The 17,305-nt window shown below is 59.9% G+C and carries 19 protein-coding genes; 12 read left to right on the top strand and 7 right to left on the bottom strand.

Translation table 11 applies throughout. The features are described 5' to 3' along the window. The first annotated feature begins 181 nt into the window (after nt 1-181). From GS611_RS15945 to GS611_RS15920, 6 genes are all read left to right on the top strand, one after another. Nucleotides 182-1,135 (top strand): metal ABC transporter solute-binding protein, Zn/Mn family, encoded by a 954-nt coding sequence (locus tag GS611_RS15945; RefSeq protein ID WP_171637270.1) that lies wholly within the window; start codon nt 182-184, stop codon nt 1,133-1,135. Between the two features lie 3 nt (nt 1,136-1,138). Then, the gene (locus tag GS611_RS15940) at nt 1,139-1,942 is read left to right on the top strand and encodes a metal ABC transporter ATP-binding protein (protein ID WP_152459357.1); all 804 of its coding nucleotides are present in this window, start codon (nt 1,139-1,141) and stop codon (nt 1,940-1,942) included. Nucleotides 1,943-1,945: 3 nt separating this feature from the next. Then, nucleotides 1,946-3,151: a metal ABC transporter permease gene (locus GS611_RS15935; RefSeq protein ID WP_170346667.1), complete on the top strand. Its 1,206-nt coding sequence runs from the start codon at nt 1,946-1,948 to the stop codon at nt 3,149-3,151. Beyond that, nucleotides 3,148-4,077, top strand: a complete 930-nt coding sequence (locus tag GS611_RS15930) for a metal ABC transporter permease (protein ID WP_171637268.1) — start codon at nt 3,148-3,150, stop codon at nt 4,075-4,077. Before GS611_RS15935 ends, GS611_RS15930 begins: the two co-directional genes overlap by 4 nt. Nucleotides 4,078-4,340: 263 nt before the next feature. Continuing rightward, nucleotides 4,341-6,206, top strand: a complete 1,866-nt coding sequence (mutL, locus tag GS611_RS15925; protein WP_171637265.1) for a DNA mismatch repair endonuclease MutL — start codon at nt 4,341-4,343, stop codon at nt 6,204-6,206. 57 nt (nt 6,207-6,263) lie between these two features. After that, entirely contained in the window at nt 6,264-7,493 is a 1,230-nt protein-coding gene (locus tag GS611_RS15920) for a DNA recombination protein RmuC (RefSeq protein ID WP_171637263.1), read from the top strand. A 3-nt stretch (nt 7,494-7,496) separates the two neighbouring features. Here GS611_RS15920 and GS611_RS15915 read toward each other — a convergent pair whose 3' ends face one another. Genes GS611_RS15915 through GS611_RS15905 form a run of 3 tightly spaced genes read right to left on the bottom strand, consistent with a single transcriptional unit; the run spans nt 7,497 to nt 9,264 of the window. Next, the gene (locus GS611_RS15915) at nt 7,497-7,901 is read right to left on the bottom strand and encodes a hypothetical protein (protein WP_171637262.1); all 405 of its coding nucleotides are present in this window, start codon (nt 7,899-7,901) and stop codon (nt 7,497-7,499) included. Between the two features lie 45 nt (nt 7,902-7,946). Beyond that, a complete protein-coding gene (locus tag GS611_RS15910; RefSeq protein ID WP_171637471.1) occupies nt 7,947-8,597 on the bottom strand; it encodes a ChrR family anti-sigma-E factor in 651 nt (216 codons plus the stop codon). A 10-nt stretch (nt 8,598-8,607) separates the two neighbouring features. Beyond that, nucleotides 8,608-9,264 carry a sigma-70 family RNA polymerase sigma factor gene (locus GS611_RS15905; RefSeq protein WP_171637260.1) on the bottom strand — a complete coding sequence of 219 codons (657 nt, stop codon included), beginning with the start codon at nt 9,262-9,264 and terminating at the stop codon, nt 8,608-8,610. 146 nt (nt 9,265-9,410) lie between these two features. Between GS611_RS15905 and GS611_RS15900 the strand changes: the two genes are divergently transcribed. From GS611_RS15900 to GS611_RS15885, 4 genes are all read left to right on the top strand, one after another. Continuing rightward, entirely contained in the window at nt 9,411-10,229 is an 819-nt protein-coding gene (locus GS611_RS15900) for a DUF1365 domain-containing protein (protein WP_171637258.1), read from the top strand. Nucleotides 10,230-10,269: 40 nt separating this feature from the next. Next, entirely contained in the window at nt 10,270-10,587 is a 318-nt protein-coding gene (locus GS611_RS15895; protein ID WP_117871872.1) for a DUF3775 domain-containing protein, read from the top strand. Between the two features lie 238 nt (nt 10,588-10,825). Beyond that, nucleotides 10,826-11,053: a DUF1127 domain-containing protein gene (locus GS611_RS15890; protein WP_171637256.1), complete on the top strand. Its 228-nt coding sequence runs from the start codon at nt 10,826-10,828 to the stop codon at nt 11,051-11,053. Between the two features lie 58 nt (nt 11,054-11,111). Further along, nucleotides 11,112-11,315: a DUF1127 domain-containing protein gene (locus tag GS611_RS15885; RefSeq protein ID WP_152459347.1), complete on the top strand. Its 204-nt coding sequence runs from the start codon at nt 11,112-11,114 to the stop codon at nt 11,313-11,315. Between the two features lie 91 nt (nt 11,316-11,406). Here GS611_RS15885 and GS611_RS15880 read toward each other — a convergent pair whose 3' ends face one another. The 4 genes from GS611_RS15880 to GS611_RS15865 are packed head-to-tail and all read right to left on the bottom strand — an operon-like array spanning nt 11,407 to nt 14,906. Further along, on the bottom strand, nt 11,407-12,549 hold the full coding sequence (locus tag GS611_RS15880; protein WP_171637254.1) for a saccharopine dehydrogenase family protein: 1,143 nt from the start codon (nt 12,547-12,549) through the stop codon (nt 11,407-11,409). A gap of 3 nt (nt 12,550-12,552) precedes the next feature. Then, nucleotides 12,553-13,608, bottom strand: a complete 1,056-nt coding sequence (locus GS611_RS15875) for a saccharopine dehydrogenase (protein WP_171637252.1) — start codon at nt 13,606-13,608, stop codon at nt 12,553-12,555. A gap of 14 nt (nt 13,609-13,622) precedes the next feature. Further along, a complete protein-coding gene (locus GS611_RS15870; protein WP_171637250.1) occupies nt 13,623-14,237 on the bottom strand; it encodes a glutathione S-transferase family protein in 615 nt (204 codons plus the stop codon). Between the two features lie 18 nt (nt 14,238-14,255). Further along, nucleotides 14,256-14,906 carry a histidine phosphatase family protein gene (locus GS611_RS15865; protein WP_171637248.1) on the bottom strand — a complete coding sequence of 217 codons (651 nt, stop codon included), beginning with the start codon at nt 14,904-14,906 and terminating at the stop codon, nt 14,256-14,258. A 136-nt stretch (nt 14,907-15,042) separates the two neighbouring features. Between GS611_RS15865 and GS611_RS15860 the strand changes: the two genes are divergently transcribed. Together GS611_RS15860 and gcvT are read left to right on the top strand one after the other, a co-directional pair. Continuing rightward, on the top strand, nt 15,043-16,230 hold the full coding sequence (locus GS611_RS15860; RefSeq protein WP_171637246.1) for a Zn-dependent hydrolase: 1,188 nt from the start codon (nt 15,043-15,045) through the stop codon (nt 16,228-16,230). Nucleotides 16,231-16,515: 285 nt separating this feature from the next. Then, nucleotides 16,516-17,305, top strand: a 790-nt coding sequence (gene gcvT / locus GS611_RS15855) for a glycine cleavage system aminomethyltransferase GcvT (RefSeq protein ID WP_171637470.1), incomplete at its 3' end; no start/stop codon positions are given.

Raw genomic sequence — 17,305 nt, 5'->3', positions numbered from 1 at the left:
TTGCGACAAAATCGCACGGGAGACCGGGGAATGGAAGATGCAGGCGGGCAATGTTTGGATAATTTTTGACCAAATGGACAAAATGTAACCGCTTTCTTGCGAATAATTCGCATTAGCGTTGACTTACTTGCGAATGGTTCTCATATTCAGATCGAACGAGAAGCAAAAACTGAGGTAGAAGATGATTCGCCGGAATTTTCTTGCGGTATTGGCGCTGGCCTTTTCCCTGCCGGTCACGGCCTGGGCCGATGCACCCCTCAAGGTTGTGGCCACGACGGGCATGATTGCTGACGCGGCACGTCAGGTCGGTGGTGATCAGGTAGACGTCAAGGGGCTGATGGGGCCGGGCGTCGACCCGCATGCCTATCGTCAGACCCGCAGCGATATCGTGGCGATGACGCGTGCGGATCTGATCCTGTGGCATGGTTTGTACCTCGAGGCGCAGATGGAAGATTTCTTCCGTGACCTTGAACGCAAGCGAACCGTAGTTGCAGTTGCCGAAGGTATCGACACGTCGAAGCTGCGCGCCCATGACGATTACGCCGACAAATATGATCCGCATGTTTGGATGACGCCCGAGTTGTGGCGGGACGTGGTACTTGAAGTGCAGGCAGCCCTCACCGAGGTGCGTCCTGACGAGGCCGAGGTTTTTGCAGCGAATGCGCAGGCCCACCTGGCAGATATCGATCGTCTGACAGCCTATGCAGATCAAGTTCTGGCGTCCGTTCCCGACAACAACAAGGTTCTTGTAACCGCCCATGATGCCTTTGGTTATTTTGGTGAAAGTTTCGGGTTCGAGGTTCTGGGAATTCAGGGCATCTCGACCCAGTCCGAGGCAGGACTGAACCGGATAGGCGAATTGGTCGATCTGCTGGTTGACCGCAAGATCACGGCTGTTTTCGTCGAAAGCTCGGTCTCGGATCGTTCGATCCGCGCGCTGATCGAGGGCGCGGCCGCCAAGGGTCATGAAGTGCACGTGGGGGGCGAGTTGTTCTCGGACGCCATGGGTGAAGAAGGAACCTATGAAGGTACCTATCTTGGTATGCTGGACCATAACATCACGGTCATTGCCAGTGCTTTGGGTGGCGATGTGCCAGATCGTGGCATGGACGGAAAACTGTCGGCGGGGTTTTGATCGATGCTGGGCCTGATCAGCAATGAAGGCGTGACCGTGGGTGACAAGGGGTTGGCCGACAGCCCCCTTGCCCTGCGCGGCCTGACGGTTTCATACGGGCAGAAACCTGCGGTGTTTTCAGTCGACATGACCGTACAGCCCGGGGCGATGACGGCGATCATCGGGCCGAACGGGGCCGGGAAATCCACATTGCTCAAGGCGGCGCTTGGCATCGTTTCCCCTTTGTCAGGTCAAGTGACCGTGTTTGGCCAGCCATTGGACACGCAGCGCGCGCGCATTGCCTATGTTCCTCAGCGTGCCAGCGTGGATTGGGATTTTCCAACGCGTGTCATCGACGTGGTTCTGATGGGCCTGTCGCGCGAACTTGGCTTGCTGGGCCGCGTGCGTGCCCGCCACAAGGCGTGCGCGATGGATTGTTTGCACCGTGTGGGAATGCGGGATTTCGCGGATCGCCAGATCGGGCAGCTATCCGGCGGGCAGCAACAACGTGTCTTTCTGGCGCGCGCGCTGGCGCAGGGCGCGGATCTGTATCTTCTGGACGAACCTTTTGCAGGTGTCGATGCCGCCACCGAGAAAGCCATCATCTCGGTGCTGAAATCCCTGAAAGAGGCGGGCAAGACGGTTGTCGTGGTGCATCACGACCTTGCGACCGTGACCGATTATTTCGACCATGTCTTCCTGATCAACACCCGCAAGGTGGCCGAGGGACCAGTGGCCGAGGCCTTCACGGCGGAAACCTTGCAATCAGCATATGGGGGTCGACTGGCAACCGCGCAGATCGATCAGATATCGCGCGCGCTGGGGTAACGCATGCTTTGGGATGCTCTGACCCTGCAACTTGGCTACAACGCCACGCTGGTCGCCATCGGTGCAACTTTGCTGGGTGTTTCAGCCGGTGTGACGGGGACGTTTCTGTTTCTGCGCAAGCGCGCTTTGGTCAGTGACGCAATCAGCCACGCAACCCTGCCGGGCGTCTGTCTGGCTTTCATGGTATTGGTCGCACTGGGAGGAGACGGGCGCAACCTGCTGGGCCTGTTGGCAGGATCGGCCATCTCGGCCTGGATCGGCCTTCTCTGCATGAACTGGCTGACGCGTCACACGCGTTTGGCCGAAGATGCCGCCATCGGAGCGGTCCTGTCGGTCTTCTTCGGCTTTGGCATCGTGTTGCTGACGGTCATTCAGACGATGGGCGTAGGCCGTCAGGCCGGGCTGGAAGGCTTCCTTTTGGGGTCCACTGCCGGGATGCTCTGGGCTGATGCGATGATCATTGCGGTCGGCGGCGCTGCGACGCTGCTGCTGGTCATGATCATTCGTCGCCCGATGATTCTTGTGGCCTTCGATCCTGAATATGCCGCAGCACGCGGGTTGCCGGTGCACAGGATCGATCTGGCCATGATGGGTTTGGTCATGGCCGTGACCGTGGTCGGCCTGAAAATCGTAGGTCTGATTCTGATCGTGGCTTTGCTGATCATTCCCGCCGTGACCGCGCGGTTCTGGTCCGAACGCTCGGACCATGTGGTTCTGCTTGCGGGATTGGCCGGCGGGTTGGCGGGGTACATTGGCGCGGCCATTTCGGCCTCGGCGCCAAACCTTCCGACCGGGCCGATTATCGTTCTGGTCAGCTTTGCCTTTTTTGTCGTGTCTTTGTTTCTGGCACCGATACGTGGCGTTCTGGCGGCGGTGCTGCGCCATTTACGCTTTCAGCGTCGGGTGCATATTCGTCAGGGTCTTTTGGCCTTGGCGCAGGGGCAAAAGATCTACGAGCCCCTGACCCTGCGCTTGCTGCGCCGCGCTGGGCTGGTGCGCGCGGACGGCGTTGCGACCGATATCGGCAAAGCCCGCGCGGCCAAGGCGTTGCGGGACGAAAAGCGCTGGGAAATCGTGCGCGCAGATCAGGCGCATGAGGCAACAGCCGCGCTTTATGACGGGTTACGGGACATCGAAACCGTCCTGACCCGCGACCAGATCGCCGAGATAGACCGCCGCATCGGCGGGCCAATGGGGGTGCCGGTATGAGTGGTGAAGAATTTGTCCCTCTGTCTCTGACACCGTTGCTGATCGGTACGTTTGCGGCCATTGCCTGCGCGTTGCCCGGCAATTTTCTGGTGTTGCGCAAACAGGCATTGATCGGAGACGCGATCAGCCATGTGGTGCTGCCGGGTATCGTCGTGGCGTTTCTGATCACAGGGACGATATCGACCTGGCCGATGATGCTGGGCGCGGCAGGCGCTGCCGTTGTGGCCGTGGTGCTGATCGAAGCCATTCGCCGATTGGGTCAGATCGAACCCGGGGCCGCCATGGGCGTGGTCTTTACCACCATGTTCGCTGTGGGCGTCCTGCTGCTTGAGCAGACGGATACGTCGACGGTGCATCTGGATGTGGAACATGCGCTTTACGGCAATCTCGAAAGCCTGATCTGGCTGGACGCCACCGGATGGTCGTCCTTGCTGGACACAGAGGCGCTGTCCGGGCTGCCCCCGGAATTACCCCGCATAGCGCTGACACTGCTCGGTGTGTCTTTGTTCACCTGGCTGTTCTGGCGGCCGCTGAAGATCTCTACCTTCGACGAAGGCTTTGCCCGGACCATTGGCATTCGCACCGGCGTTCTGGGCATGTCATTGGTCATCACCGCGGCCATCGCGGCGGTGGCGGCCTTTGACGCGGTGGGCTCGATCATCGTGATCGCCATGTTCATCTGCCCGCCTGCCGCGGCGCGGATGTTGACCAACCGGCTGGAAGCGCAGATCGCCTGGAGCGTTGTGTTCGCCATTGCCTCGGCGGTGTCGGGCTATGTGCTGGCAGGTTATGGCCCGCTGTGGCTGGGCGGCGCGGATGCCGTCAGCGCGGCGGGTATGATCGCCACGATGTCAGGCCTGATTCTTGCGGCGGCAGCGATGTTCGGACCCTGCCGGGGCAGGATCGGTGCGCGCATATCTGCCTGATCAGGCATTTTTTCGCCACACAGGCCCACACGTCATCGGCCAATCTCTGCCAAGAAACTGAGCCCGAGAATCTTAAACAGATTTTCCGACAGGTGCGTGATACATGCGGTCTCACAAATTAGCTGAAACACACCACTCACTTGGCACGTCCGGGTGATCCGGAATGAGTTCTCGTTCGCGGATACCCGGGCGCCCCCTCTCTTTTAGAATCTGCGGTTCAAACCGGTGGCAGAATCGTGCGCGACTATGCTAGGTGTAGGGGTATGGCGCAGACAAACCCCAATATCGGCGAAAAACGCCCCGTAATTAGGCAGCTCGACGATGCCGCAATCAACCGCATCGCGGCTGGTGAGGTGGTGGAACGACCGGCCTCGGCGGTCAAGGAACTGGTCGAGAATGCAATCGATGCCGGGGCCACGCGGATCGCCATCGATATCGCGGATGGCGGCAAGACCCTGATCCGGGTCACGGATGATGGCTGCGGTATCGCGGCGGAAGATCTGCCGCTGGCCTTGTCCCGCCATGCCACGTCAAAGATTGACGGTTCGGACCTGCTGAACATCCACACTTTCGGCTTTCGGGGCGAGGCGCTGCCATCCTTGGGTGCTGTTGGGCGTCTGACCATCACCAGCCGTGTTCCCGGCGCGGATGCGGCGCAGGTGCACGTCGCGGGTGGCAAGATGGATGCGGTCAAACCCGCCGCCCTGCGCGCGGGGACTGTGGTCGAACTGCGCGATCTGTTCTACGCCACACCGGCCCGCCTGAAATTCATGCGCACGGACCGGGCCGAGGGGCAGGCGATCACCGATATTGTGAAACGGCTGGCCATGGCCGAACCTTCCGTGACATTCGCTCTGCGGGATGTATCCGGCGGCGGAGAGGGTCGCGTGACCTTCCGCGCGGATCGCGAGAACGGAGATCTGTTTGATGCGCTCCACGCCCGACTGGCCCGCGTGATCGGGCGCGAATTCGCAGAAAACGCTTTGCAGATTGATGCCTCGCGTGATGGCATCCGGCTGTACGGCTATGCCGCCCTGCCGACCTACTCGCGGGGGGCTGCCGTAACACAGTATCTTTTCGTCAATGGACGCCCCGTGCGCGACAAGATGCTGACCGGCGCGCTGCGGGCGGCCTATTTCGATTTCCTGAGCCGCGACCGCCACCCGGCTGCGGCGTTGTTCATCGACTGCGACCCCACGCTGGTTGACGTGAACGTCCACCCCGCGAAATCCGAGGTTCGGTTCCGGGATCCCGGCGTCGCGCGGGGGCTGATCGTGTCCAGTCTGCGTCATGCTTTGGCGGAAGCCGGGCACAGGGCATCCTCGACCGTGGCGAATGCGACGCTGGGCGCGATGCGGCCAGAACCTGCACAGCCTGCTCCGGCGCGGGTTTACCAGATGGATCGTCCGTCGCCTGCCGCGCGCACGGCGGCGTATCGCGCGCAGGCTCCGGGTTTTGCCGAGCTGGCCAATGACTATAGCGGCAGCATTGTCGAGCCGACCCCGGTTGCGCAGGTCGCCGAGATGCAGGAGCAGCCTCAGGCGCAGAATCTGCCGCTTGGTGCAGCCCGCGGACAGGTGCACGAGAATTACATCATTGCCCAGACCGCCGATGGCATGGTGATCGTAGATCAGCATGCAGCACATGAACGGCTGGTTTATGAGAAGCTGAAAACGCAGATGGCCGAGAATGGCGTCGCGGCGCAGGCCCTGCTGATTCCGGAAATCGTGGAATTGTCCGACGGGGATTGCGCCCGCCTGATGGCCGTCGCAGATGACTTGACGCGCCTTGGCCTGACCATCGAGCCCTTCGGCGGAAGCGCCATTGCCGTACGCGAAACCCCCGCCATTCTGGGCGAAGTCGATGCGCGCGCCATGATCCTCGACATCCTGGATGAACTCGCCGATCAGGGTGAAAGCCAGATGGTGCAGGCAAGGATCGAGGCGATCCTCAGCCGGGTGGCCTGCCATGGGTCGATCCGATCCGGCCGTCGAATGCGGGCCGAGGAAATGAATGCCCTGCTGCGCGAGATGGAGGCGACGCCGCATTCCGGCCAGTGCAACCATGGGCGACCAACCTATGTGGAACTTAAACTCAGCGATATCGAACGCCTGTTCGGACGCAGTTGATCTGGTTTCAAACACGGTTTAAAAAGATAGAAACAAAACGAGAACAAACTGACCCCCATGATCCAGATTGCAGGCACTGAGATGGCGTTGAATGATCCCGTGATACTGACCGTGGGTGGCGTGGTGGCGTTGATTCTGCTGCTGCTGTTCCTTTCGTTGCGGGCGGCCAACCGCTCGGCCCGGATGGCGGAACCTCTGGCGCGGCAGATGGCGCATCTGGGTCAGCATGTTCAGCAACTGGGCCAGGGGCAAGAACAGTTGCGCGGCGGGCTTCAGCATGTCTCAGACACTCAGGCCAACGCGCAGATGCAGGTGATTCAGACGGTCGAGGCGCGTTTGGCTTCGGTCCAGCAACAGATGAATGACCGGTTGGCGGATAATGCGATGAAATCGGCGCGTGCGCTGGCCGAGATGCAGGAACGGATGAAAGAAACGTTGCATGGCTCGTCGAAACAGACGGCGACCTCGCTGACCCAATTGCAGGAACGTCTGGCCGCCATCGACAAGGCACAGGACAATATCACCAAACTGTCAGGCGATGTGCTGTCTTTGCAGGATATCCTGTCAAACAAGCAGAGGCGCGGGATGTTCGGGGAAATCCAGCTGAACGATATCGTGTCCAAGGCGCTGCCCGCTGACAGTTATTCGTTGCAAGCCACTTTGTCGAACGGCAGGCGGGCGGATTGCCTGATTCACTTGCCGAACCCGCCGGGACCGATCGTGATCGACGCAAAGTTCCCGTTGGAGGATTTCGAGGCGTTGGCCGCTGCGCAGACGAAGGCGGATGTCGAGAGATGCCTGCGGGCCTTCGGCGCTGCGGTGAAAGTGCATATCAAGGCGATTTCCGAAAAATACATCCTGGACGGGGAAACCGCGGACGGCGCCTTGATGTTCGTACCTTCCGAGGCGATTTACGCCGAACTGCACGCGCGTCTGCCTGATGTCGTGCGTGAAGGGTTCGCCGCGCGGGTCTGGATCGTGTCCCCGACGACGTGCATGGCCACGCTGAATACCATGCGGGCGATCCTGAAAGACGCGCGTATGCGCGAACAGGCCGGCGCGATCCGCAAAGAGCTGGGGTTGCTGCACAAGGATGTGGACCGCCTGGGTGATCGCGTCTCGAACCTGGATCGTCATTTCGGGCAGGCGGCCAAGGATATCTCGGAAATCAAGATCAGCGCCGAAAAGGCTGGCCGCCGCGCGCAGCGTTTGGACAATTTCGACTTTGAAGAAATCGAGACCAAGGCCGAAAACGGCGTTGTGCCCCTTGCTCGTCACGAAGGTTGAAATCTACTGGATGGACAGGTCCAGATTGTACCCCACGGTTTTTCCGGTATCCCTGTCATTGCCCATCAGATAGACGCGGATCGTATAGTCTCCATCGTCGGGCAGGGTGATCCGAGCCGTATTGCCGTCAATCGACCCGTTATAAATCGCCACACCGTCGCTGCCCGGCGGCAGGATGTTGAAATAGATCACGCCGTTACCATTGGTGTCGCTGACCTGAAGATCGGCAAACATCTCCTGCCCGGCTTTGGCGCCCAGCGAATAGTCGAAGTACTCATCTCCTGAGATGGTTCCGCTGACCATGGTGCCAAAATTGCCGGGCTGAAACTGAACCTCGGCCGACATTTGGGCCGATACGACGGGCGCGACAGCAACGAGAAGGGCGCATACAGCAAGTCTTGCGAACATGATCATTCCTTTCAAACACGCCGCTCGCGGCCCTCGCGGGCAATTTCAGATGCGCAGGAAGGGTTGGAACAGGCGCGGCATCAGCTTGGTGAATTTCAACGGTGCATCCGTAACCGCCAGACAAATGCAATCTTCCGAAATGTCCGCCACAGGCGTGTGTTCCAAATCCTCGTCCGCGATCTCGACGTCGCCACGGGCGAAGCGATCCACTTCGTCCGAGAATGCGCCCTGAAGCACCATCGTCAATTCTATACCGTTGTGACTATGATCTGGTACAGCCGTTCCGGCTGGAATGAACAGCAACCGGGCCGAGGCCTCGCTTGTGGTCGGCAGAATGGCCTGTTTCACACCCATGCCGATCGGTTTCCATCGGATATCTGAAACCGTACCGCCGACATAATCCTGCAACGGGGCCGGCAATACCGAACAGTTCGGACGCGCCGGTTTGGCCGCTGGCGCACCTTTGGAGATCAACGCCATAGTCGCGGCCAGAGATGTATCACTCATGGCGATGGATACAGTCTGTTCCTCCAGAACATGCCCACCTACGGCATCGTAACTTTCCGCCCGCGCACGGCAATGGTCGCAGAGCGACAGATGCGTCGCGACCATCAGGTCGAATGCCTCGGGCAGACTGCCTGCTGCGTATGCCATCAGCAGGTCATCTGTCAGGTGATGTTTGATCGACTTACTCATCATACTCATCTCAGTTCATTGCATGGCGCAAGCGGTCCAGCGCCAGCCTGATTCGTGATTTGATCGTTCCCAGGGGCAACCCGGTCTGAGACGCAATTTCGCGGTGACTCAGATCACCAAAATACGCCTTTTCGATCAGTTCTCTCTGCGCGTCTGGCAACGCTGTCAAAGCGGTGCGAAGCTGCGCGGTTTCCTGTTGCAGCGCGATGACATCGTCCTGCTCAGGCTCGGCCTCGGGACCCCACCACAATTCTTCGGGTTCAGGGCGGCGTTGCTTTCGCAGAACGTCAATGCGCTTGTTCCGAGCAATCGTGAATACCCAAGTAGCCACTGTTGCCCGCGCCGGGTCGAACAGATGGGCTTTGTGCCACAAGGTCGCCATCACCTCCTGCGCACACTCCTCGGCCATCGTGGCGTCTGATCCTGACTTCATCAGGAACGCCTTGATCCGTGGCGCGAAGTGCTGGAACAGTTCGGCAAATGCCGCCTGGTCCTGCGCGTCGCGGATGCGCCTGACGTGATCCACCCATTCGGTTCTGGTCTCGCGCCCGCCGTTACTTCCGTTCACCCGTCTACCCTTGATGCGTTTCTTTTCGCGCCGAGGCTGAAGGGCGGCCGGTTCAGCCGCAGGTTCGTCCAAGGTCACGGTATCGATCTCGGTAAACATAACCTCATTACGGCGCGTTCCCCAAGCCGGATCACTTTATCGGGACATTATGATCCAAATTGTGCAAATTGCCGTATCAGAATTGCCACCATCTGAGGGAAATCAGTGCAGTTCAAGGCGTTTACGGGAAGGCCAGAAAGCAGCGGATGACGCAGGAAATAGACCATATCGCGGGTCATACCTATCACGGGCGCAAGGGTGCGATTGAAAACGCATTCCGATACTCGGTCGATTACATCCTGTTGGACCCCGAAGCAGAGCTGGACACCCCTTTGCTGTTTTCGGTTGATCGCGCGAATGTCACGAACTGGCGCACCACCGACCATGGGGGAGAGCCGGGTCACGGGGAAGGGGCCCAGTGGCTCCGCGCGCGATTTGATGAAATGTCGGTGCAACAACCGGCGCGTTTCAAGTTGCTGACGCAACCGCGCGTTTTGGGGCACGTTTTTAATCCCGTCAGTTTTTGGTTCTGTTTTGACGACAGCGATCACCTTTATGCGGTGGTGGCCGAGGTCACCAATACCTATGGCACCCGTCACAGTTACCTGTGTCACAAACCCGATTTCTCGGTCATCGAACCGACTGACAGGGTGGTGGCGGACAAGCTGATGCATGTTTCACCGTTTCAGAAAATCGAAGGCAGCTATACGTTCCGCTTCGACTATCGCGCGGATCGCGTCGGTGTCTGGATTGATTACGGGCGCGCTGATGGTGGGCTGATCGCGACGCTGACCGGCCCGCGGCAACCCCTGACGAACCGCGTGATTCTGTGGTCCTTGCTGCGGCGGCCATTCGGCGCCCGGAGAACCTTTGCACTGATCGTCTGGCAGGCTTTCAGGCTGTGGTTGAAAAAAGCCACCTTTCGCCCGTTTCGTAGGCAACCGGTACCGGACCGGCCGATTTCGCGTGCGCGGAACGAGGGCCGTTGTTTGCGTAAGATCAAAGACTCGCCCCCCGTTCGGTGATTGTGATGGCACAACAACCGCGAACACGAGGAGCTGATGCATGTTGGAAATATCGGCAAGAAAGGTCGCTCAGATTGCCATGATGGGGCGCGAGCTGAACCGGGCAGAAGGTGAAATGCGCGCCTTCATCGAACGTATGAGCGAAGACGAGCAAGCCGAACTGGTTGCCATCATGTGGATCGGCCGCGAAAGCTTTTTCGCCGAGGATCTGGCCGAAGCGATTGCCACTGCCAAGGCCGAGGCCTCGACCCCCTGTGCCGACTACCTGATCGGCACTCCGCACATGTCAGACCACCTTGAGAACGGTCTGGACGCGCTGGGGATATCAGCCGAGGACGTTGAAAACGATCTGATGTGACTTGCCTGCAAAGGGGCGGTTTCTGCGACGGGTCGATATTCGCATTATTTTGATCCGCCACTGAAAAGACATGTCGCGGGCCTGGATCGAAGTTTGCAATTAACGCGCCGGTCCAGCCCGAACTTTCCCTCCAATACAGTCTTAACAAACCTTAATGAACCGGTTTGGCAACGTTAAGGCAGCCTTCCCAAATCTGATGTCATGAAGACAAAGACATTGAGTTCAGGAGGAGAAAGACATGGCACATACACAAACATTCGAAGGCCGGGGTGGCCTGCTTGACGGTCTGTTTTCAAACTATGCAGAAGCAAAGGTCGAGCATTTCCGCCGCCGGATTTTTTCGAAAACCGTGCGGGATCTGGAAAAGCTTGATGACGTACAACTGGCCGACATCGGCATCCAGCGGGATCAGATCAAAAGACGCGCATATGAAAGTGTGTATCACAACAAGCCATACCGGCAGTGATCAAGCATTCAGCGTGAACTGAGACAATCCCCAAAAGCATGTTAGCGAGGTTACCAGAATGTTCGACGTCGTACCGCCCACCAACCAACCGGCTCCGGCCGCCAGCGCGCTTTTGCTGTTCGATCGTGCCATGCGAATCCGTTCGATCAGCCCTGATATTGTCCGCGCAGCCCAGCATCTGAATGCTTTGACCGATCATCAGTTGTCCGAGCTGGGCATCAACCGCAGTGATATCGAAGATACCATCCAGCGGTATATCTGAAGTCCGGGTGAGGGAAACCCGAACGAGGACAACATGCGTAAAGTGGAACAATGAAAGCCATTCCAGGCAGTCTGGAATGGCTTTTTTGCATTCAGGCCGTGTGATCGACGATTTGCAGATGCTGGGCCAGCTTGTCGATTTCACCCATCCATCCCTGCACCAGCTTTGGATCGCTGGGGGCCGCGTGAACACCGGCCGGGATGGCGCGGTTCAATACGGCCTCGACCGCGAGTGAGACCGGAATCGACACCAGACGCGCCATCGCCGTGCCACGCTCGTCGCCCCAGGCATCCATGACATAGGTCTTGTGCCAGACTTCGACGCCGTCTTTCTCGGCCTTCAATCCCACGCACAACACAACACGATCAGGCTCGCCTTCGTCATAGGCGTTTTCCTCCCAGAACTGGTCCGACATCTCTTTCAGACGCGCATCCCCTTCCGGGCCGGACAGGGTTTCGATCTCGGTGAACACATCCGACCACGCGTCGGCCCAGCCGTTCAGACGCAGCGTGCCGCGGACGAATTCCTTGACCGGCCAGTGATCCTCGAAATGGTATTGCGCCATGAAGGGTATCGAATCGCGGTTCGGATAGACCTCGAAGCTCTCCGGTGTGGGCAGCGGCGCGACATAGCTGCTGATCGCATCCCAGGGGCGGGCAACGTCCAGCGGCGCGTAATCGCGGATCGATTTCGACGGCGACCGCAGCGCTTTCAACACGCCCAGCGGCGACCAGCTGAATTTATAGCGGAACGGGTTGGGGTTCTTGGGAATGCCGCCGCAATAGGAAATGAAGCTCAGGTGGTTTTTCGGGTCGAAGGCGTCGGAGGCGCGGTAGTCGTCCACCAGCGCATGCGCCATCAGGTGATCGATGCCCGGGTCCAGCCCGACCTCGTTGACCAGTGCGACGCCGGCGTCGCGCGCCTTGTCGTCCAGCGCGCGCATCTCGGGCGCGATATACGAGGACGAGACGAAATTGGCCTGTTTCGAAATCGCCAGGTCCGCAAGCGGTACATGCCAGTCGCCCGGCAGCATCGAGACGATCACATCGCCCTTCTCCAGTACGGCGCCAAGCGCGTCGATGTCGAAGGCGCGGATGTCGTCGGTCAGGTCTCCGACCTCGGCCCTGGCCTTGTCGACGGTCCGGTTCCACACGGTGACCTTGTGGCCGCCTTCGATCAGGCGACGCAGGCCGGGAATGGCCGAGAGGCCGGTGCCACACCAATGAATGGTCATCGTTCAGAGTCCTTCAATATGCGTTTTGTAAGTTGCTTCTGCCCGACCCCAGACACCGCTGTCCAGATCGGTCAGAGTCAGCAAGGACGGCAGCAGTTGCGCGGCATAGTCTTCCGAGCTTTCGACCGGCAGCATCGACGGCAGGTTGTCGATCGCCATCACGTCCATCACCGGGTCGGCGGCCACGCGCAGGGCGGGTTCTTGCCACGTGGTGGCGCGGTCATAGACGGGCACCGGGTTGTAATCGCTGTCCGGGTCGCAGGCCACGTCACCGATGGCGGTCAGCTTGCGCGGGGCGGTCAGTGCCTCGCGCGGGACGAAGACAGGCGTTCCGGGGCGCGCGAAGATGCAGTTCAGGAACAGATCAAGGTCGAGGATTTCCGGGAAAGGCCCACCGCGCGCGGTTTCGGCCATGTCCCACTTGGTGACCGCGACGCCCATCGCCTCACACAGGTCTGCGGCGCCGGTGCCTACACGGCCCAAAGCTCCGATGACGATGGCGCGGGGCCGGGGCGCGCCTGTGGCGTCCAATTCTGCCAGAAGTTCGGCGTTCAGCGCGTCCTTGCCGGGATAGACGCCGACAGGGCCGCAGATCTCGCCCCGTTGCTGCGCCGCCCAGGTCTTGAGCGTCACCGCCGCGCCCGCGTAGCCTGCCCAATAGCCGAATGCGGCGACCCGGCGACCATCTTCATCCACAAGGTATTCCAGATCATATAGCGTGCCGCCGCCCGCCTTGAACCGTTCCAGCAGAGCCCGGCCCGAATGCTGGCCCTTGAAGGCATGGCCGAACATGATGTGGCGGTGGGGCAGGGGTGTACCGTCTTCGGGCAGTTCCTTGAGGCCGAAGATGATCGCGTCCAGCGGGGCCTCGGGCCAGGAATTCTCGGGCGCGATCTCGCAGCCTGCTTCCTTGTAGCCGTCCAGTGGAATGGCGCGGGCATGGCTTTCCTCGACCGTCACGCGGATGCCGGCCGCGATCAGCGCGGCGGCACCTTCCGGCGTCAGCCCAACCCGTTCTTCGTTCGGGCGCTGTTCTGCCCGGACCCAGAGATGTGTCATCTTATTTCCTTTTGTCAGAGCATTCCGGCAGCACGCACTGCCTGAACCGAAGGGCGTGCCTCCATCGCCTCACGGAAGGCGACGATTTTGGGAAAGGCCGAAACGTCCACACCATCGCCTTCCAGCCAGCTGCACACCACATACAGATAGGCATCGGCCAGCGAGAACGCCTCGCCCAGCACAAATGGACCACGCAGGCCGTTCGACGAGATATAATCGCAGGACGCGGTCATCGTCTGCGCGACCTTGTCTTTCATGTCTTTCCAGCTGGATTTCTTGTCGGCCCAGCGGTGCCCGCGCAGCTTGTGCGCGTGGTTCACATGCATGGTCGAGGCAAGGTAGAACATCACTTCGCGCATCCGGGCAGCCATCACCGGATCAGCCGGCACCAGCCCGGCCTCGGGGGCCTTGGCCGCAACGAATTCCAGCAGGGCTCCGGTTTCAGTCAGGATGCCGCCATCCACCACCAGCGCCGGAACGCGGCCTTTGGGGTTTATTTGCTTGTAAGCTGGTTTCGTCTGTTCGCCCCCGGCGAAGTCGAGTTTGATCGCTTCGTATTCCAGCCCGGCCTCTTCCAGTGCGATCGCGACAGCGACCGAGATGGTTCGGGGTGCATAGTAGAGCTGCATCAGGCGTCTCCGATCTGGTTACAGGTGGGTCTGCGCGAACTGCCGATCAGGGGCTTCCAGATGCGGAACGGCATTGAAAAGAACCGGGCTCAGCTGAGCGCCAATCGGATGCAGACGATGCATCGACGTGTTCATGATGGCAAGGGCCACCCGTGCCATTGACGGGATATCCAACCCCATCGCCTGCCGCACCACCATCGAAATCAACCCGCCCGAGGTCACGACGATGGCCGGTCCGCCCTCGGTCCCGATCTCGTGCAGCGCGTCGCGCACGCGCGTCTCGAATTCTTCGAAGGTTTCCGGCGGGTTCTTGATTTCGCCATTGGCCCAGGCCGCAAATGTTCTGGGCAGGTGTTCGACGAAACCTTCGCGGTCGGTGGGGATCGCGACGCCGTGTTGGTCCTCGAACAGTTGCGCCAGCGTGAAATACTCGATCTCGTTCAGTCGCGCGTCACGGATTGGATCGTGCAATCCCATGCTGTCCGCTGTCTCGGCGTGACGGGTCAGGGTGCCGCAATAGACCCGGGCATAGTGGCTGCGGGTGTCGCGCAGATGCGCCCCCAGCCAACGCGCCTGCTGATGCCCCAAGTCGCTGAGCCTGTCATAACTTGCCTCGTCCCGCGCCGTTGTGTTTGCCTGCCCGTGACGCACCAATGTGATATGTGACATGTCGGTCCCTCTTGCGCCGAAGTCTTAGGGCAGGTTCCCCTCTGGTGCCAGAGGGGTTTCACGCCTGTCGAAAAAAACCTCGCTCCTTTTCTGTTTCTGGCTATGGTTCGCCCCGAACAAACCTCCGGAGGGGTATATGACCGTCGATCACACGCGTTTTCTGACCGACCTGCATAAGTTGCGTGCATTTGGTGCCGCAGGAGTGGGCAAGGGGGTTGTCCGCCCTGCCTATTCCGACGCGGATATCGCTGCGCGCCAGTGGCTTGCCGGACGTATGCGTGAAGCAGGCCTGACTCCGCAGTTTGACCCGGTGGGAAACCTGTTCGGATTGGCGTCCGGCCCTTCGCTGTTGATGGGATCACATTCCGACAGTCAGCCCGAAGGCGGTTGGCTGGACGGCGCCCTTGGCGTCATCGCCGCACTGGAAGTTGCACGTTCCGTCGACCGTCCCATTTCAGTTGTCAGCTTTCAGGACGAAGAGGGGCGGTTTGGCGTGACCACAGGTTCTGCTGTCTGGTCGGGCGGTTTGTCTCTGGAAAAAGCCGATGTGTTGACCGATGGGGCGGGCGTCAGCTTTGGCCAGGCCCGATCGTCCATGGCAGATCTGTCCCACGGATTCGTGGACCCGTCCCGTTTCAATGGCTTCATAGAGATGCATATCGAACAGGGCCCCTCTCTGGACGCGTCCGGAGACCAAATCGGAGTCGTCACCGATATCGTTGGCATCCGCGATATGTCGATCACATTCGAAGGTCAGCAGAATCACGCCGGCACCACCCCCATGCACCTGCGCCGCGACGCCTTTCAGGCCCTGTCCCTGTTCAACACCCGGCTCAATGAGAGGTTTCGCAATGTCGTCACGCCGCAGACGGTCTGGACCATCGGGCGGGTCAACCTGCATCCAAACGCTTCGTCCATCGTGCCGGGACGGGTTCGGTTCTCGATGCAATGGCGCGATGCTGATGCAGACCGTTTGGCCCGGATGGAGGAGATCATTCGGGCGACAGCACAAGAAACCGCTGAGCAAATGGGGATGAGCTTGGATTACGGCCCCATGCTGGGGCTGGATCCCGTTGCCATGGATCCGACCTTGCGCTGCGCTCTTGAACGCGGTGCAGAACAGGTCGCACCGGGTCGGTGGCGCAGGATGCCCTCGGGGGCCTTGCACGATGCCACCAATGTGTCTCGCCTGATGCCGGTCGCGATGCTGTTCACGCCCTCGATCGACGGTATCAGCCATGATTTTGCAGAAGATACGGCAGAGGTCGATTTGATTGCCGGGCTCGAAGTTCTGGTGCGTGCGGTGCGGTCCCTCTCTGTCTGAACGTCACTTTGCGCCGAGAAATCCCGAAGAAGGTATGTATCGACGGTGAAATCCTTCCCTCTGGTATCCGGTCGGACGCCAGGGAATTCACGCGATGGAAACAAGGATTGTTGCCTAACGGAAAAAAGTTTCCTATAGGAACATTCATGGTGCATGCGTCTGTATACCGCCTCTTCTACGGATCGGTGTTTCACTAAAAACCGGGTGGAATCATTGCATTCTATGCGGCTTGGGGCAGACTGACGGTTATGCATTTTGACCTTTGGATAATCGGAAGTTGACCGGATCATGACCACACCGAAGCGCACGCCCTTGTATGACCTTCACGTCGAGCTTGGCGGCAAGATGGTTGATTTTGCGGGTTGGGAGATGCCTGTTCAGTATCCTTTGGGGATCATGGGAGAGCATAAGCAGTGCCGGGGGAAGGCGGCGTTGTTTGATGTGTCTCACATGGGTCAGGTGATCCTGCGCGGTGAGAATGTGGGTGAGAAGCTGGAAGCTCTGTGCCCGCAGGCCTATGCGACGCTGAAGGAAGGCAAGGCGCGGTACGGGTTCTTCACCAATGCCGAAGGCGGGATCATGGACGATTTGATCGTGTCGAATGCGGGGGATCACTACTTTGTGGTGGTGAACGCGGCGCTGCGCCATCAGGACATTCCGCATATGCGCGACAATCTGGACGGGGTTGAGGTGACCGAGATCTTCGACCGCGCGCTGGTGGCCGTGCAAGGCCCCAAGGCCGAAGATGTAGTCGGGGAACTCTGCCCCGCTGCCCGCGATCTGAAGTTCATGGAAACCACCGTGGCCGATATCAACGGCGTTGAATGCCGTATCTCGCGCCTGGGCTATACCGGCGAGGACGGGTACGAGATCTCGATCCCCGAGGATAAGGCGATCGAGATCACACGGGCCTTCCTGGCGCATGAGGAGTGCGAACCGGCGGGTCTGGGCGCGCGCGACAGCCTGCGGCTTGAGGCCGGGCTGTGCCTCTATGGCAATGACATCGACCAGAGCACCTCGCCGGTCGAGGCCTCGTTGGCTTGGGCGATGCAGAAGCGCCGCAAGGAAGAAGGTG

It is taken from the genome of Ruegeria sp. HKCCD6119, assembly GCF_013110585.1.
Classification (GTDB): Bacteria; Pseudomonadota; Alphaproteobacteria; order Rhodobacterales; family Rhodobacteraceae; genus Ruegeria.
This window is presented reverse-complemented; position numbering and strand designations above follow the sequence as displayed.

Coding starts and splice junctions, on each gene's coding strand:
- GS611_RS15945 (WP_171637270.1), top strand. CDS start 182: ATGATTCGCCGGAATTTTCTTGCGGTATTGGCGCTGGCCTTTTCCCTG.
- GS611_RS15940 (WP_152459357.1), top strand. CDS start 1,139: ATGCTGGGCCTGATCAGCAATGAAGGCGTGACCGTGGGTGACAAGGGG.
- GS611_RS15935 (WP_170346667.1), top strand. CDS start 1,946: ATGCTTTGGGATGCTCTGACCCTGCAACTTGGCTACAACGCCACGCTG.
- GS611_RS15930 (WP_171637268.1), top strand. CDS start 3,148: ATGAGTGGTGAAGAATTTGTCCCTCTGTCTCTGACACCGTTGCTGATC.
- mutL (WP_171637265.1), top strand. CDS start 4,341: ATGGCGCAGACAAACCCCAATATCGGCGAAAAACGCCCCGTAATTAGG.
- GS611_RS15920 (WP_171637263.1), top strand. CDS start 6,264: ATGATCCAGATTGCAGGCACTGAGATGGCGTTGAATGATCCCGTGATA.
- GS611_RS15915 (WP_171637262.1), bottom strand. CDS start 7,901: ATGTTCGCAAGACTTGCTGTATGCGCCCTTCTCGTTGCTGTCGCGCCC.
- GS611_RS15910 (WP_171637471.1), bottom strand. CDS start 8,597: ATGAGTAAGTCGATCAAACATCACCTGACAGATGACCTGCTGATGGCA.
- GS611_RS15905 (WP_171637260.1), bottom strand. CDS start 9,264: ATGTTTACCGAGATCGATACCGTGACCTTGGACGAACCTGCGGCTGAA.
- GS611_RS15900 (WP_171637258.1), top strand. CDS start 9,411: ATGACGCAGGAAATAGACCATATCGCGGGTCATACCTATCACGGGCGC.
- GS611_RS15895 (WP_117871872.1), top strand. CDS start 10,270: ATGTTGGAAATATCGGCAAGAAAGGTCGCTCAGATTGCCATGATGGGG.
- GS611_RS15890 (WP_171637256.1), top strand. CDS start 10,826: ATGGCACATACACAAACATTCGAAGGCCGGGGTGGCCTGCTTGACGGT.
- GS611_RS15885 (WP_152459347.1), top strand. CDS start 11,112: ATGTTCGACGTCGTACCGCCCACCAACCAACCGGCTCCGGCCGCCAGC.
- GS611_RS15880 (WP_171637254.1), bottom strand. CDS start 12,549: ATGACCATTCATTGGTGTGGCACCGGCCTCTCGGCCATTCCCGGCCTG.
- GS611_RS15875 (WP_171637252.1), bottom strand. CDS start 13,608: ATGACACATCTCTGGGTCCGGGCAGAACAGCGCCCGAACGAAGAACGG.
- GS611_RS15870 (WP_171637250.1), bottom strand. CDS start 14,237: ATGCAGCTCTACTATGCACCCCGAACCATCTCGGTCGCTGTCGCGATC.
- GS611_RS15865 (WP_171637248.1), bottom strand. CDS start 14,906: ATGTCACATATCACATTGGTGCGTCACGGGCAGGCAAACACAACGGCG.
- GS611_RS15860 (WP_171637246.1), top strand. CDS start 15,043: ATGACCGTCGATCACACGCGTTTTCTGACCGACCTGCATAAGTTGCGT.